Genomic DNA, 14,884 nt, shown 5'->3' with positions numbered 1-14,884 from the left:
GGTCGATTCGGAGGATCGACCGCCGTATGGGAGGATGACGAGATATGGTTGAGGACGCGCTGAAGCTTCGCACCGAGCTGCCGAGGCCCGATGTCAGCGCCGAGGAGGCGCGGGCGCTGCTGGCCGAGCACTACGGTCTGTCAGGCACGATCAGCGAACTCGGCAGCCAGCAGGACCGCAACTATCGCATCGATACCGGCGAGCGGCGCTATGTCTTGAAAATCTGCCGTGCGGAATATGGAGCGCTCGAACTCGAGGCCCAGAATGCGGCCTTAGAGCACTTGTCCCAGCGCCTGACTTCGGCGCGTGTTGCGGAAGTGGTGCCTTCGCTCAAGGGCGAGGCGATCGAGAGCGTTACCGTTCGCGACCAGGCCTACCGCATCCGCCTGCTGAATTTTCTCGATGGCGAGCCGCTCACCCGGCGCAAGCATCTCTCGCGTGAAGCCGTTTCCGCGCTCGGAGACCTGGCCGGGCGGCTGGCCGCCGCGCTGCAGGACTTCGAGCATCCCGGGCTTGAACGCGAGCTGCAATGGGACCTGCGCCGCGCCGGTCCCGTCGTGCTCCATCTTCTCGCCGACATGCCGGATCAGCAGCGCAAGAAGCGGATCGCCGAAATTATGGTCGGCGCGATGCGGCGTCTGCAGCCGCTCACGGCGGAACTGCGCGTCCAGGCGATCCATCATGATGTCACCGATGACAATGTGGTGAGCCAGCCGGATGCGGCCGGCCGTCCGATCCCGGATGGCGTCATCGATTTCGGCGATATCCTGAAGGGGTGGCTGGTTGCCGAACTTGCGGTCACCTGCGCCTCGCTGCTCCATCACGCCGATGGCGACCCCTGGTTCATCCTGCCGGCGGTCAAGGCGTTTCATGCGGCGTGCCCGCTGACCGAAGCGGAACTGAAGGCGCTCTGGCCGCTGATCGTCGCCCGCGCCGCCGTGCTCATCGCAAGCTCCGAGCACCAGCTTTCCCGCGAGCCCGACAACGCCTATGTCGAGGGCAATGCCGCGCATGAGCGGGAGATCTTCGATGTTGCGACCTCGGTTCCGCCGGCGGTGATGGAACACGCCATCCTGACGGCGGCGGGGCTTTCCCCCGCGTTGACGCCTGTCACGGGAGAAGGCCTGATCCGGGGGCTCGGGCCGACCGACGTGCGTCCGATCGACCTGTCGATCCTGAGCCCGCTGTTGCCGGAGGAACGCTGGCAGCACCAGGGGCTGCCGATTTCGCTGCTGCAGCACGCCGCCCACGCGATCGGGGTCGCGACCACCCGCTACGGCGAGTACCGGATGACCGAAACGCAACGCAGATCGCCGAAGCCCGACCCGACGCTGGCGCTGCATGTCGACATCTGCCTGGAAGCGGGCCGCGAGATCGTTGCCCCGTTTGCGGGGCGCATCATCCGGCAGGACGGGCTGCTGGTTCTGGACGGAGCCGAGGCGAGCCTTTTCCTTGAAGGCGTCGAAGTCGGTGGCGAAATCGAGGAGACCGTCGCCGCCGGTGACGTGGTCGGTGTCGTCTCGGGTGAGCAGCAGACCTATGGCCTGATCCGCGTGCAGCTTTGCCGCGAGCACGGCCTCGTTCCGCCGCTCTTCGTGATGCCGCATCAGGCGGAGGCGTGGAAGGCCTTGTGCCCGTCGCCGGCCGCCGTCCTCGGCTTCGAATGCGATGCGCCGGAACCGCACAGCGACGCGCTGCTTGCCCGTCGCCGGCAGCATTTCGCCAAGCCGCAGAAGAACTACTACCGGCACCCGCCCCAGATCGAGCGCGGCTGGAAGGAATACCTCTTTGACGTCGAGGGCCGCAGCTATCTCGACATGGTCAACAACGTGACGATCCTCGGTCATGGGCATCCGCGACTGGCGTCCGCGGTCGGGCGGCAATGGTCGCTGCTCAACACCAATTCGCGCTTCCACTATGCCTCCGTCGCCGAATTCTCGACGCGGCTGGCGGCGCTTGCGCCAGACGGGCTCGACACGGTGTTCCTGGTCAATAGCGGCTCGGAGGCGAACGATCTGGCGCTCAGGCTTGCCTGGGCCCATTCCGGCGCCCGCAACGTCGTCAGCCTGCTCGAGGCCTATCACGGCTGGACGGTTGCCAGCGACGCAGTCTCCACCTCGATCGCCGACAATCCGCAGGCGCTCGAAACACGACCGGCCTGGGTGCATCCGGTGCAGGCGCCCAACACCTATCGCGGCGAATTCCGTGGTGCCGATACGACCGACAGTTATGTCCGCGCCGTCGTCACGAAGCTTACCGAGCTCGACGCCGCCGGCGAAAAGCTTGCCGGCTTCATCTGCGAACCCGTGTACGGCAATGCCGGCGGCATTCCTTTGCCGAAGGGTTATCTCGACGCGGTCTATGCCATGGTGCGGTCACGCGGCGGCGTCTGCATCGCCGACGAGGTGCAGGTCGGCTATGGTCGTCTCGGCGACTACTTCTGGGGCTTTGAAGAGCAGGGCGTCGTTCCCGATATCATTACCGTCGCCAAGGGCATGGGCAACGGCCATCCGCTCGGCGCCGTCATCACCCGGCGCGAGATTGCCGATGCGCTGGAGAAGGAGGGGTATTTCTTCTCGTCCGCCGGCGGCAGCCCCGTCAGCTCCGTCGTCGGCCAGACCGTGCTCGACATCCTCACGGAAGAGCGGCTTCCGGAGAATGCCCGTGTCGTCGGCGGCCATCTGAAGGCGCGGCTCGAAGCGCTCGGACAACGCTTCCCGCTGATCGGCGCCGTGCACGGCATGGGGCTCTATCTCGGCGTCGAATTCGTGCGCGACCGGGAGACCCTGGTGCCGGCGACAGAGGAGACAGCAGCGATCTGCGATCGCCTGCTCGAACTCGGTGTCATCATGCAGCCGACCGGTGACCATCTGAATGTGCTGAAGATCAAGCCACCGCTCTGCCTCAGCCGGGAGAGCGCCGACTTTTTCGCCGACATGTTGGCGCGGGTGCTGGAGGACGGCTGGTAAAGCCATCGGTGGCACTGCCGCCGAGCCAGGCTACCAGCCGGCGAAATCCGCCAGCACTGTGTCAGAAACACGACCGGCGCCCACATCGTCGAAGGCCTGGTCGAGGATATCGAGTGCCGCGTCGATGTCCTGAACGGTGATCGTCAGCGGCGGCGTCATCTCCAGCACGTTCGAATTCATGCCGACATAGTAGACGACGAGGCCGAGTTCATAGGTGCGGTAGACGAGCTTGGCCGTCTCGCGCGAGGCCGGCGTTCCGCTCTGATGGTCGGTGACGAGCTCGACGCCGCGATGGAAGTCCGTCGCGGCGTTTGTCTTTGTTGAGGTGGCCAACGGGGTCTGTTGTTCCTATTCACCGGGCAGCGGTGCGAAGCAGGCCCAAATTGACACAAACGAAAACGCCGCGGGGAGGGCCGCGGCGTCTCGTTGGCGCTTTTCTCGATCGAGCAATTCCGGATGGCAACCGCTTCACAGTTTTCCTGGAATTGCCCGGAGATCAGCGTGCCTGCGGAGCGTACATCAGGCCGCCCTGGCTCCAGAGTTTGTTGAGGCCGCGCTCGATCTTGAGCGGGCTGTCCTTGCCGAGGTGGCGTTCGAAGACTTCGCCATAGTTGCCGACGGCGGAAACCACTTGGTAGGCCCATTTCGGGTCGAGGCCGAGCGACTTGCCGGCTTCGTTCTCGATGCCGAGGAAACGCTTCTGGGCGGTCGTCCCGCCTTCGAGGAGCTTGGCGGCGTTTTCCTTGGTAATGCCGAGTTCTTCGGCCTCGACCAGCGCGAACAGGGTCCAGCGCACGACCTTGAACCATTGGTCGTCGCCCTGGCGGACGGCCGGTCCGAGCGGCTCCTTGGAGATCACTTCCGGCAGTACGCCAAAACGATTGGGATCGTTGAGCGTCAGCCGCTGGGCGTAAAGCGCCGAGGCATCGGTCGAATAGACGTCGCAGCGCCCGGTGTTGAAGGCCTGGATCGTCTGATCGGCCTTCTCGAAGGCGATCACCTGGTACTGGATGTTGTTGGCGCTGAAATAATCCGCCATGTTCTGCTCGGTCGTCGTGCCGGTTTCTGTGCAGACGGAGGCGCCCGAGAGTTCCTTGACGCTCTTCACGCCAAGGTCGTTGCGCACCATGAAGGCCTGGCCGTCATAGTAGTTAACGCCGACGAAGCTCATGCCGAGGTCGGTGTCGCGCGACAGCGTCCAGGTGGTCTGGCGCGACAGAAGGTCGGCCTCGCCCGATTGCAGCGCGGTGAAGCGCTCCTTGGTCGAGAGCGGCACGTATTTCACCTTGTCGGCATTGCCGAGTGCCGCGGCGGCCACCGCGCGGCAGAAGTCGATGTCGAAGCCGCCCCACTCGCCCTTGTCGTTGGGCGCGGAAAAGCCGAGCACGCCCTGGCTGACGCCGCAGCGAAGCTCGCCGCGTTCCTTGATGACGTCGAGCATGCCGGCATTGGCGGCGGTACCGGCGAGGAATGCCGCACTCGCCAGCGCTAGAACTCCAAGTTTCATTGTCCTGTTCTCCTCTTTTTCATGTTTTAAGGCATGCGTCTTCGCTGCCGGGATGCGTCCACATCCCGGCCAATCTGTTTTGTTTTGCCGCTGTTGGCCCGACCTTAGCCGAGCGTTTTCGATACGTCCGCGAAGGTCTCTTCGAGCACGGCGATCAGATGATCGGCATCACGCTTCGAGAAGATCATCGGTGGGCGCATTTTCAGAACGTTGTCATGCGGGCCTTCGGTGCCCATCAGCACGCCGCGGCGGCGTGCGCCGTTGGAGACGGCCCGGGCGAATTCGGTCGCCGGCGCCTTCGTCTTGCGGTCGGTGACGAGCTCGATGCCGAGGAACAGGCCCATGCCGCGCACGTCGCCGATCACCTCGTAGCGGGCCTGCATGGCGCGGAAGGCATCGATCAGGTAGTTGCCAATCGTAAGCGCGTTGCCGCGCAGGTCCTGGCCCTCGATCACGTCGAGCACGGCGAGACCGACGGCGCAGGAGACCGGGTTGCCGCCGAAGGTGTTGAAATATTCCATGCCGTTGTTGAAGCTGTCGGTCACCTCACGGGTCGTGACGACGGCTGCGAGCGGATGGCCGTCGCCGATCGGCTTGCCCATGGTGACGATATCGGGCACGACCCCTTGCGTCTCGAAGGCCCACCAGTGGCTGCCGACGCGGCCGAAGCCGACTTGCACCTCGTCGGCGATGCAGACGCCGCCGGCCTCGCGCACCAGCCGATAGACTTCCTTCAGGTAACCTTCCGGCAGGAACACCTGGCCTGCCACGCTCGGGATCGATTCCGCAATGAAGAAGCCGGGGCCCTCACCCTTGGCCTTCATCGCTTCGATCAATTCGGCGACGCTTTCGGCAAAGCGCTTGCCGTGTTCCTCGGCCGGCCAGTCCGCCGGTGCATGATAGCTGTCCGGAATGGTTGCCACATGGATGTGCGGCTTCTGTCCCTTGCCGCCCTTGCGGCGGAATTTGTAGGGGCTGATGTCGATCAGCTCCTGGGTCGTGCCGTGATAGGACCAGTCGAGCGTGATCGCATTCTCGCGGCCGGTATGGGCGCGCATCAGTCTGAGAGCCAGGCCGTTTGCCTCGGAGCCGCTGTTGACGAAGCCGGCAACCGTCAATTCCTTCGGCAGCGTTGCCGTCAGCCGTTCGGCATAGGCGACGATGTTGTCGTGCAGATAGCGGGTGTTGGTGTTGAGGATGGCCGCCTGCTTGGCCATCGCCTCGACCACCGCCGGATGGGCGTGGCCGATATGGCAGACATTGTTGAAGCAGTCGAGATAGGCGCGGCCGCTATCGTCGATCAGCCAGACGCCTTCGCCGCGCACGAACTTGATCGGCTTGTCGTAGGAGATCGAGAGGTTCGGCAGCAGCAGTTCATTGCGCCGCTTGATGATCTCCTCGTGCGAGCGGCCTTTCTTCTCGTAGAATTCGTCGGCAATGCCGGCGAAGGTACGCGCATCCGGGAACAGCTCGGCCCAGACGTCGAGAAACTGCGGCTCGCCGACGCCGAGGATTTCGGTCGCGGTCAGGCTGGTGTCGGTCGAAAGCTGCAGATGCAGATGCGGCGCCCAGCCGCCGTTTTCCTTCGGCGCTCCCATCTCGCCGACGAGTGCGCCCTCCTCCAGCCTGTCGCCGGCCTTGATGCGTCCCGTGGCCTCATGCGCCATGTGGCCCCAAAGCGTGACGAAGGGCGGGCAGCCCTCCGGCTCGTGGCGAAGCGCGATCAGGCAACCGTAGCCGAGCGGGTCTTTCTCGATCTCGACGCTGACGACCGTTGCGGCAAGCGGGGTATAGAGCTTGGTGCCGGCGGCCATGAACAGGTCGAGGCCGAGATGGCGGGTGCGGCGGCTGTGGTCGATGAAGCGCGAGACGAACATCTCGCCGGCATAGACGGTGCGCTCTTCGCCGAAGGGGCCGATGCCGAGCTCGACGCCGTGCTCACGGCAATAATCCTCCCAGATCGCCTGGGCCTCATCCGGCTGTTCGCCTGATGATTTCACCGTCATCGGATGCGTCGGGTCGCCGTAGGGAACCAGGGCTGCGGGATAGGTTGCGGCCGGCCGTTCGAGCAGCGGCTTCAGCGTCTTGCGGTTCTCGCGGATCCAGGACGCGATTGCCCGCGCGCCGGGGACGGCCTCGAAGCCGCAGGCCTTGCGCAGGATGGCGGTGGCGAAACGAGGGTTCATCCGGTCGAGCTTGCGCAACAGCGTCCAGGCCGGCCGCTCGCTGATCGCGAGATAGGGATTGTCGTCGGTGTGGGCCCGGCGCGAGGCCGAGATGGTCACGGAGGTGACAAGGCGCATGGCGATGAGATCGAAGAGCAGGTCGACCTCGTCTTGCCTCAGCGGATATTCCGCATGGAAGCCGCGGGCGATCGCGGCTGCCGCGCCGATCGGATCGGGATGGTCGAGCCCGGCATAGGCGGCGGCGATCGCCACTTCGGCGATGATGGGCGCGTGCAGCGCATCGCCGAAATCGATCAGGCCGGAGATGGTGTCGTGGTCGGCCTTGTCGACGAGCACGTTCCAGTCGTTGGCGTCATTGTGGATGACGGCGGCGCGAAGGGTGGCGAGCCGCGGCGCGACGGATTTTTCGAAGCGGGCAAGGAAGCGCTCGAGCAAGGCGCGGTCCTCGGCGGCGGTGACGTGATGCAGCCGATCCGCCGAGCGGCCGGCGTGGCGGATATCCCAGTCGAGATCCCGCAGCGCGCCCGGATGCATGAAGCCTTTGAGCGAAGCATCGAAGCGGCCGAGTATCTGCCCGAGCGATTGCAGCGCCGCCTCGCTGCGGCCGGTTTCGGCGAGCGGCAGGCCTTCGACCCAGCTCACCAGCCGCAAGCGGTGCGTGACGCCGCGCGCGCTCGTGGTCGAAGCGAGGCTCGAGCCCGACAGCGTCGGGCGGATATGCGGCACCGGCAGGTCGGCGGCGTGTGCGCCGACGTGCTTCAGCAGTGCCGTCTGGAAGTCGCTTTCGACTTCGGGTTCGGCACCGTTGATGATTTTCAGGATATAGATGCCGCCACCTTCAGCCTCGACCTTGAAGTTCTGGTCGCGTTCGCTGGCAAGCAACGACAGCGCGCCGGTCAGGCCATAGTGCTCCTTCAGCAGCGCCGCGGCGGCTTCGGTCGAAAAGTCAGGTGTCGTCTTCAGCATATCGTTCATGGGGACCCTCATCTGTGAGCGAGAGTTACATGAGCGGCCCAGCGATGCATCCGGCAATATGCCGGTTGCACCGGCACTATGTTTATAATAACCGTCATCTTGTCGGCGGGTCCCGGAGGAGCAGAGATGCAGGACATAGATGCGATCGACCGCACGATCCTCAGCATTCTGTCGCAGGAGGCGCGCATCCCGATGAAGTCGCTGGCGGGCCGGATCGGCCTCTCCCGAAGTGCGACGACGGAGCGGGTCAGTCGGCTGGAAAAAGCCGGCGTCATTCGCGGCTATCGCGCCGATATCGGGCAACTGGAGGAGGGCACGATCCAGGCCTTCCTGCTGGTGACCTTGAAACGCACACCGTCGATCGGCGTGCTCGACCGGCTGGCCGGCTTTTCCGCCGTCCGCAAGGTCTCCTCGGTCAGCGGCCAGCTCGATCTCGTCGTCGAGGTGGAGGTCGGGTCGATCAACGCCCTCAACGAACTGCGCAACGAAGTGGCGACGATGGACAATGTCGAGGACCTGACGACATCGATCGTGCTCCGGCGGGATATCGAGCGGAGCTGATACCCCGGGGGATATCGGGCGGACCTGATACCCGGGGGATATCGAACAGAGCTGATATGCCAAAGGGGTACCGGAGACGCCCGATACTCCAGAGGATATCGAGAGACCTTAGCCTTCGCTCAGCATTTCCGCTTCGCCGCCCAGGCGTTCGAGCAGTGACCGGCGCACGCGGCCGATGTCGCGCATCGGCGGTTCGCCGAAATGGCGGGCATATTCGCGGCTGAACTGGGACTGGCTTTCATAGCCAACCTGATGGCCGGCATCGCCCGCGTCCAACTGCTCCTCCAGCATCAACCGCCGCGCTTCCTGCAGCCGGAGCTGCTTCTGGTATTGCAGTGGGCTCATGGCGGTGATCGCCTTGAAGTGGTGGTGCAGCGACGAGACGCTCATCGAAACGCGGTTGGCGAGGTCGTCGATCCTGAGCGGGCGCGAATAATGCTCCTTGAGCCAGGCCACGGCGCGGCCCACCTGATGCGGCTGGCTGTCGGCCGTCGCCATCTGCCGCAGGCGGTGGCCGTGCGGACCGGTCAGGAGGCGATAGAGGATTTCCTGCTCGATCAGCGGCAGCAGGGCCGGTCTGTCTTCCGGTCGCTCAAGCAGGCGCAGCAGTCGCAGCGCTGCGTCTTCGAGATCGGCGGTGATCTTGCTCACCGTCATGCCGCGGGCCGAGGCGGCGGGCTGCGGCAGTTGCGGCAAGGATGCGAGCAGCGCCTGGATCTTGCCGGGATCGAGCGTCAAGGCCATGCTGAGATAAGGCTCCTCCGCCGAGGCCTCGCAGACCTGGGAGAGAACCGGCAGGTCGATCGAGGTCAGCAGATAGTCCGAGGCACCGTAGATCAATGTCTCCTCGCCGAGCACCACGCGCTTCGCGCCTTGCACGATGATGGCCAGGCTTGGCCGATAGGCAGAGCAATTGACCGGAGCGTCGCCGCCATGGCGATGAAGGGTCAGCCCGGAAATCTCGGTCATGTGGTCGCCGTCTCGCTCGGCGAACCGGGCAATGACATCGATCATCTGGTGGCGGGTGGTCTGTCGCGTGACTGTCATAATCTATGGCCTTTCCAGATGCTTAGCGTTGTCTGAGGTGCTGCTCAGATAAGGCTGTCGTGCGACTTCTCCAGTGGCCTTATCGCAAACTCGGAGGATCGTGCAAAAACTTTGCAGGATCGCTCTAACGCCCTTGCCGTCAGCGCGCCCATATTCAGCGGTGCGTCAGGCCGGCTCCCTCCGGCCTGCACCCTCTCCCAAAATGAAGGATAGACTGATGGCCATTGCAAGAGGATATGCGGCGACGGATGCGTCGAAGCCGCTTACGCCCTTCACCTTCGAGCGCCGCGAGCCGCGCGACGACGATGTGGTGATCGAGATCAAATATTGCGGCGTCTGCCATTCCGACATCCACCAGGCCCGCAACGAATGGGGCAATTCGGTATTCCCGATGGTTCCGGGCCACGAGATCGTCGGCATCGTGACGGCGGTCGGTTCCAAGGTCACCAAGTTCAAAGTCGGTGACCGCGCCGGCGTCGGCTGCTTCGTCGATTCCTGCACCACCTGCGCCACGCGCGACGTGGATCTGGAACATTACATGCCGGGTTTGATCGTCACCTATAACGGTGTCGAAGCCGACGGCAAGACGCCGACCCAGGGCGGCTATTCCGACAGCATCGTCGTCAAGGAAGGCTATGTGTTGTCGATCCCGGAGAACCTGCCGCTCGATGCCGCAGCACCCTTGCTCTGCGCCGGCATCACGCTTTACTCGCCGCTGCGTCACTGGAAGGCCGGCCCGGGCAAGAAGGTCGCAATCGTCGGCATGGGCGGCCTCGGCCATATGGGCGTCAAGCTGGCGCACGCGATGGGGGCGGATGTGACCGTTCTTAGCCAAACCCTTTCCAAGAAGGAAGACGGGCTGAAGCTCGGCGCCGACCACTACTACGCCACCAACGACCCCGAGACCTTCAAGGCGCTGGCTGGCACCTTCGATCTGATCATCTGCACCGTCGCTGCCGAGATCGACTGGAACGCCTACGTCAACCTCCTGAAGGTGGACGGCGACTTCGTGCTGGTCGGCATTCCGGAAAACGCGGTGCCGGTGCACGCCTTCTCGCTGGTGCCGGCGCGCCGCAGCATTTCCGGCTCGATGATCGGTTCGATCAAGGAAACCCAGGAGATGCTCGACTTCTGCGGCGAGCACGGCATCGTCTCGGAAATCGAAACGATCCGCATCCAGCAGATCAACGAAGCCTATGAGCGGGTCATCAAGAGCGACGTGCGCTATCGTTTCGTGATCGACATGGCATCGCTGGCAGAGTAATAAGGCGATGGCGCGGTGGATCTCCTAGGCGTGCCGTGCCATTCGGGACGGGGGTGGGGCATCATACCCCCTCTGCCCTGCCGGGCATCTCCCCCAAAAGGGGGGAGATCGACCCGGGGCGATGCCCGGTTCCACACTTGAGCCGAGTGGCGGTTCATGGGTCCGCTGAATGCGGTCGGGGCAGAGCGGTGCTCCATCTGATCTCCCCCCTTGTGGGGGAGATGCCCGGCAGGGCAGAGGGGGGGTGCCTCTCGGTGAATCCGCTCACACCAACGGCAGCGGCCCGTCATTCTTGATCTCTTCCATCACCGCATAGGTGCGGGTCTCCTTGACGCCCGGCAGCGTCCAGAGCACCTGGCCGAGGAAGTTGCGGTAGGCAGCCATGTCCTCAAACCTCGTCTTCACGAGATAATCGAAGCCGCCCGCCACCATGTGGCATTCGAGCACGGCCGGCGCCTGTTTGATGGCGGCGGCGAACTGGTCGAAGACATCGGGCGTCGTCTTGTCGAGCATGACCTCGATGAAGACGAGCAGCCCGAAGCCAAGCTTTTGCGGGTCGAGCCTTGCGCCGAAGCCCGAGACGTATCCCTCCTTCAAGAGCCGGCGCAGGCGCTCGCTGGTCGCCGTCGGCGACAGGCCGATGCGATCGGCAAGCTCCAGATTGGTGATGCGGCCATCGGCCTGGAGGATGTTGAGAATTCTACGGTCAATCTTGTCGATCTGATGCATGGTGCCTCCCGCCGATGCCTCAGGCGCCAAGTCGCGTTTCTGCGAGCTTCACCCAATAGGAGATGCCGTGCGGGATCGCCTCGTCATTGAAGTCGTAGGCGGGGTGATGCAGTCCGGCAGTCTCGCCGTTGCCCATGAACACGAAGGCGCCGGGGCGGGCGAGCAGCATGTAGGAGAAATCCTCGCCGCCCATCATCGGGTCGAGCGAAGGCTTGACGTTGCCCTCGCCGGCGATCTCGGCCGCGGCCTTCAAGGCATATCCGGTCTCTTCCGCATGATTCACGGTCACCGGATAGTTGCGGTCGTACTGTACGGTGACGGTCGCGCCATAGAGGCCGGCGACACCCTCGGCGATCGTGCGGATTCGGCTCTCGCCGACATCGCGCACCTCAGGCACGAGCGTGCGTACCGTGCCGCCGAGCACGGCCTCTTCCGGGATGACGTTGTGGGCAAAGCCGGCATTGAACTTGGTGACCGAGACGACGACCGAGGCGAGCGGATCGACGGTGCGCGACGCGATCGTCTGCAGTGCGGTGACGATCTGCGTGCCGACGACGATCGGGTCGATCGTCTTGTGCGGCTGGGCCGCATGGCCGCCGCGGCCCTTGATGGTGATGGTGAACTCGTCGGTCGAAGCCATGATCGGCCCGACACGGCTGCCGAAATGACCGATCGGCATGCCCGGCATGTTGTGCATGCCGTAGACTTCCTCGATCGCGAAGCGCTCCATCATGCCGTCCTTGACCATCTCGTTGCCGCCGCCACCGCCTTCTTCGGCGGGCTGGAAGATGACGGCGACATTGCCGGCGAAGTTGCGGGTCTCGGCGAGATATTTGGCCGCTCCGAGAAGCATGGCCGTATGGCCGTCATGGCCGCAGGCATGCATCTTGCCTGAAGCCTGCGATGCCCAGGCCTTGCCGCTCGTCTCGGTGATCGGCAGCGCATCCATGTCGGCGCGAAGGCCGATGGTGCGGCCCGCGCCGAGCCCGCCGCGGATCAGGCCGACGACGCCGGTACGGCCGAGTCCCGTCACGACTTCGTCAACGCCGAATTCCTTCAGTTTCTTTTCGACGAAGGATGCCGTATTTTCGACCGCAAACAGGAGCTCCGGGTTCCTGTGCAGGTGGCGCCGCCATTCGGTGACTTCGTTCTGGAGCTCGGCGGCACGGTTGAGTATCGGCATCGGTTCGTCCTGTCGGTCTGTTCGATTACTTAGTGTATCTGCGTCTCTGTGGTGGATTGGCAGGGCTGCCCATGAATGGGCTTTGCCATCTCCTCGCCATATAGGCTAAATAGCCGGACGAGACGAGGCAACAGCGGAATTTCGAGGTTCTATCGTGGTGACAGCAGGATTTTTCACGCGTGGCAAGATGAAGGCGCTGGGAGTGACGGCGGCGGCTTGCGCGACGCTTCTTGCGGCGCTGCCGGCTGCGGCCAATCCGAGGCTCGTCGTCGACGTCAATTCGCTGAAGGTCTACGAGCACCAGGACATCTTCCAGAAATGGTATCCGGCGTCGCTGACCAAGCTGATGACGGCCTATACGACCTTCCGCGCGATCAAGACGGGACAGCTTACGCTCGAAAGTCCGGTCGTCATGACCAAGAACGCGGCGTCCGAGCCGCCGAGCAAGATGTTCTACAAGCCCGGCCAGGCGATGACGCTCGACAGCGCGCTGAAGATGATGCTGGTCAAATCCGCAAACGACGTCGCCGTGGCAATCGCCGAGACGGTCGGCGGTTCGGAGCCCGCCTTCATCGAGCGGATGAATGCCGAAGCGCGCCGCATCGGCATGACCTCTTCGAACTTCATCAACGCCAACGGTTTGCCCGGCCCCGGCCAGTACACCACGGCGCGTGACCTTGCCGTGCTGGCGATCACGCTCAAGCGCGAGTTCCCGCAATACGCCTCCTATTTCTCGCTGGAAGGTTTCACGACCGGCAAGAAGGACTATGCGAACTACAACATGCTGATCGGCCGCTTCGAAGGGGCCGATGGCATGAAGACCGGCTTCATCTGCGCGTCCGGCTTCAACCAGGTCTCGTCTGCCACCCGTGACGGGCGCAGCGTCGTTTCGGTCGTGCTCGGGGAGAGCAGCCTCGGCGCGCGCGCCGACGAATCCGCGCGGCTCATGCAGATGGCGCTGACGACGAGCGGCAACGGCAAGCCATCGCTGGTGCAAATCCCGCCCTATGGCGAGACGCGCGACACGGTGGCCGATGTCAGCAAGCAGATCTGCTCGAAGGCAGCGGCCAAGGTTCGCAGCGAAGGCCGCGACGAGGCCGGCCGCCAGAAGCTGCTCTCGCCCTATATCCATGAAATCAACCGGCCGCTGAAGCTCGCCTTCGCCGGCCTTATCGCCGGCGGCGGCGAAAAGGCACCGAAGGTTGCCGGCGATCCGGTCGGCCAGGGCGATGTCACCAATGTGCCGATCCCCGTGCCGCGGCCGACTTTCTGATCGGAGTTCATGATGGTTAGTCCTATGCCGGCGGTGCCGGTCTCGATCCTCACCGGCTTTCTCGGTGCGGGCAAGACGACGTTGCTCAACCGGCTGCTGAAGGATCCCGATCTCTCCGACACGGCGGTCATCATCAACGAGTTCGGCGACGTTTCGATCGACCACCTGCTGGTGGAAGCGTCGAGCGACGGCGTCATCGAGCTTTCCGACGGCTGCCTCTGCTGCACCGTGCGCGGCGAACTGGTCGACACGCTCGCCGATCTCATGGACCGGATGCAGACCGGGAAGATCAAGCCGCTGAAGCGCGTCGTCATCGAAACGACCGGGCTTGCCGATCCGGCGCCGGTGCTGCAATCGGTGATCGGCAATCCAATCATCGCGCAGAATTTCCGCCTGGACGGTGTCGTCACCGTCGTTGATGCCGTCAACGGTTTGCAGACGATCGCCAATCACGAGGAAGCCCTGAAGCAGGTCGCGGTCGCTGACCGCATCGTCATCAGCAAGACCGGTCTCGCCGACGCGTCTGAGCGCGACGCGCTGACAGTCCGGATCCGGGCGTTCAATCCGCGCGCGCCGCTGATCGACGGCGATAGTGACGAGGCGGGACGCTCGGCTCTATTCGCCTGTGGCCTCTATGACCCGTCCTCGAAGATTGCCGATGTCGGCCGCTGGCTGCAGGATGAAGCTCACCACGATGACGGCCACCATCATGATCACCACGATCATGGCGACCACCATCATGACCATGACCACGATCACAATCATGACCACGAACATCACCACCATCATCATGATGTGAACCGGCATGGCGGCGACATCCGTTCGTTCAGCATCGTGCATGACCGGCCGATCGAGCCGATGGCGCTCGACATGTTCATCGACCTGCTGCGTTCGGCACATGGTGAGAAGTTGCTGAGGATGAAGGCGATCGTTGCTGTTGCCGACAGGCCGAACCGGCCGCTGGTGCTGCACGGCGTGCAGAACGTCTTCCACGCGCCGGAACGGCTGGCCGCGTGGCCGGACCCAAACGACCGGCGCACGCGCATGGTGCTGATCACCAAGGGCCTGACGGAAGACTTCGTGCGCGACTTGTTTGACGCCTTTACCGGAAAGCCGCGCATCGACCGGCCGGACGCCCAGGCGCTCTCCGACAATCCGCTCGCCGTTCCCGGTATGCGGTTCTAGCCAAC

The 14,884-nt window shown here is 64.0% G+C and carries 11 protein-coding genes; 5 read left to right on the top strand and 6 right to left on the bottom strand.

The genetic code is table 11. From position 1 onward, the window contains the following. Positions 1 to 44: 44 nt before the first annotated feature. Complete coding sequence (locus AC0C6X_RS15490) at positions 45 to 2,969, top strand: aminotransferase (RefSeq protein ID WP_472953881.1); 2,925 nt, start codon at positions 45 to 47, stop codon at positions 2,967 to 2,969. 30 nt (positions 2,970 to 2,999) lie between these two features. Here the strand turns inward: AC0C6X_RS15490 and AC0C6X_RS15485 are convergent, their stop codons facing one another. From AC0C6X_RS15485 to AC0C6X_RS15475, 3 genes are all read right to left on the bottom strand, one after another. Next, a complete protein-coding gene (locus AC0C6X_RS15485) occupies positions 3,000 to 3,302 on the bottom strand; it encodes a hypothetical protein (protein WP_472953880.1) in 303 nt (100 codons plus the stop codon). Positions 3,303 to 3,465: 163 nt separating this feature from the next. Next, positions 3,466 to 4,476: an amino acid ABC transporter substrate-binding protein gene (locus AC0C6X_RS15480; protein ID WP_472953878.1), complete on the bottom strand. Its 1,011-nt coding sequence runs from the start codon at positions 4,474 to 4,476 to the stop codon at positions 3,466 to 3,468. Between the two features lie 104 nt (positions 4,477 to 4,580). Further along, positions 4,581 to 7,637 carry an aminotransferase class III-fold pyridoxal phosphate-dependent enzyme gene (locus AC0C6X_RS15475; RefSeq protein WP_472953876.1) on the bottom strand — a complete coding sequence of 1,019 codons (3,057 nt, stop codon included), beginning with the start codon at positions 7,635 to 7,637 and terminating at the stop codon, positions 4,581 to 4,583. 78 nt (positions 7,638 to 7,715) lie between these two features. On the opposite strand from AC0C6X_RS15475, the gene AC0C6X_RS15470 reads away from it, so the two are divergent. Further along, complete coding sequence (locus tag AC0C6X_RS15470) at positions 7,716 to 8,198, top strand: Lrp/AsnC family transcriptional regulator (RefSeq protein WP_173520514.1); 483 nt, start codon at positions 7,716 to 7,718, stop codon at positions 8,196 to 8,198. Positions 8,199 to 8,306: 108 nt separating this feature from the next. Here the strand turns inward: AC0C6X_RS15470 and AC0C6X_RS15465 are convergent, their stop codons facing one another. Next, positions 8,307 to 9,245 carry an AraC family transcriptional regulator gene (locus AC0C6X_RS15465; protein ID WP_247960686.1) on the bottom strand — a complete coding sequence of 313 codons (939 nt, stop codon included), beginning with the start codon at positions 9,243 to 9,245 and terminating at the stop codon, positions 8,307 to 8,309. A gap of 217 nt (positions 9,246 to 9,462) precedes the next feature. Between AC0C6X_RS15465 and AC0C6X_RS15460 the strand changes: the two genes are divergently transcribed. Then, positions 9,463 to 10,509 carry an NAD(P)-dependent alcohol dehydrogenase gene (locus AC0C6X_RS15460; protein ID WP_247960687.1) on the top strand — a complete coding sequence of 349 codons (1,047 nt, stop codon included), beginning with the start codon at positions 9,463 to 9,465 and terminating at the stop codon, positions 10,507 to 10,509. Between the two features lie 264 nt (positions 10,510 to 10,773). Here the strand turns inward: AC0C6X_RS15460 and AC0C6X_RS15455 are convergent, their stop codons facing one another. Further along, complete coding sequence (locus tag AC0C6X_RS15455; protein WP_173520517.1) at positions 10,774 to 11,238, bottom strand: Lrp/AsnC ligand binding domain-containing protein; 465 nt, start codon at positions 11,236 to 11,238, stop codon at positions 10,774 to 10,776. Between the two features lie 19 nt (positions 11,239 to 11,257). Then, entirely contained in the window at positions 11,258 to 12,421 is a 1,164-nt protein-coding gene (locus AC0C6X_RS15450; protein ID WP_173520518.1) for a M20 aminoacylase family protein, read from the bottom strand. A gap of 202 nt (positions 12,422 to 12,623) precedes the next feature. Between AC0C6X_RS15450 and AC0C6X_RS15445 the strand changes: the two genes are divergently transcribed. Beyond that, on the top strand, positions 12,624 to 13,694 hold the full coding sequence (locus AC0C6X_RS15445; protein WP_247960765.1) for a D-alanyl-D-alanine carboxypeptidase family protein: 1,071 nt from the start codon (positions 12,624 to 12,626) through the stop codon (positions 13,692 to 13,694). A 12-nt stretch (positions 13,695 to 13,706) separates the two neighbouring features. Then, a complete protein-coding gene (locus tag AC0C6X_RS15440) occupies positions 13,707 to 14,879 on the top strand; it encodes a CobW family GTP-binding protein (protein WP_247960688.1) in 1,173 nt (390 codons plus the stop codon). Positions 14,880 to 14,884 lie beyond the last annotated feature (5 nt).

Source organism: Ensifer sp. VA4 (assembly GCF_055710065.1).
The sequence above is the reverse complement of the archived record's forward strand: the minus strand, read 5'-3'. Positions and strand labels throughout refer to the sequence as shown.

Coding starts and splice junctions, on each gene's coding strand:
- AC0C6X_RS15490 (WP_472953881.1), top strand. CDS start 45: ATGGTTGAGGACGCGCTGAAGCTTCGCACCGAGCTGCCGAGGCCCGAT.
- AC0C6X_RS15480 (WP_472953878.1), bottom strand. CDS start 4,476: ATGAAACTTGGAGTTCTAGCGCTGGCGAGTGCGGCATTCCTCGCCGGT.
- AC0C6X_RS15475 (WP_472953876.1), bottom strand. CDS start 7,637: ATGAACGATATGCTGAAGACGACACCTGACTTTTCGACCGAAGCCGCC.
- AC0C6X_RS15470 (WP_173520514.1), top strand. CDS start 7,716: ATGTTTATAATAACCGTCATCTTGTCGGCGGGTCCCGGAGGAGCAGAG.
- AC0C6X_RS15465 (WP_247960686.1), bottom strand. CDS start 9,245: ATGACAGTCACGCGACAGACCACCCGCCACCAGATGATCGATGTCATT.
- AC0C6X_RS15460 (WP_247960687.1), top strand. CDS start 9,463: ATGGCCATTGCAAGAGGATATGCGGCGACGGATGCGTCGAAGCCGCTT.
- AC0C6X_RS15455 (WP_173520517.1), bottom strand. CDS start 11,238: ATGCATCAGATCGACAAGATTGACCGTAGAATTCTCAACATCCTCCAG.
- AC0C6X_RS15450 (WP_173520518.1), bottom strand. CDS start 12,421: ATGCCGATACTCAACCGTGCCGCCGAGCTCCAGAACGAAGTCACCGAA.
- AC0C6X_RS15440 (WP_247960688.1), top strand. CDS start 13,707: ATGGTTAGTCCTATGCCGGCGGTGCCGGTCTCGATCCTCACCGGCTTT.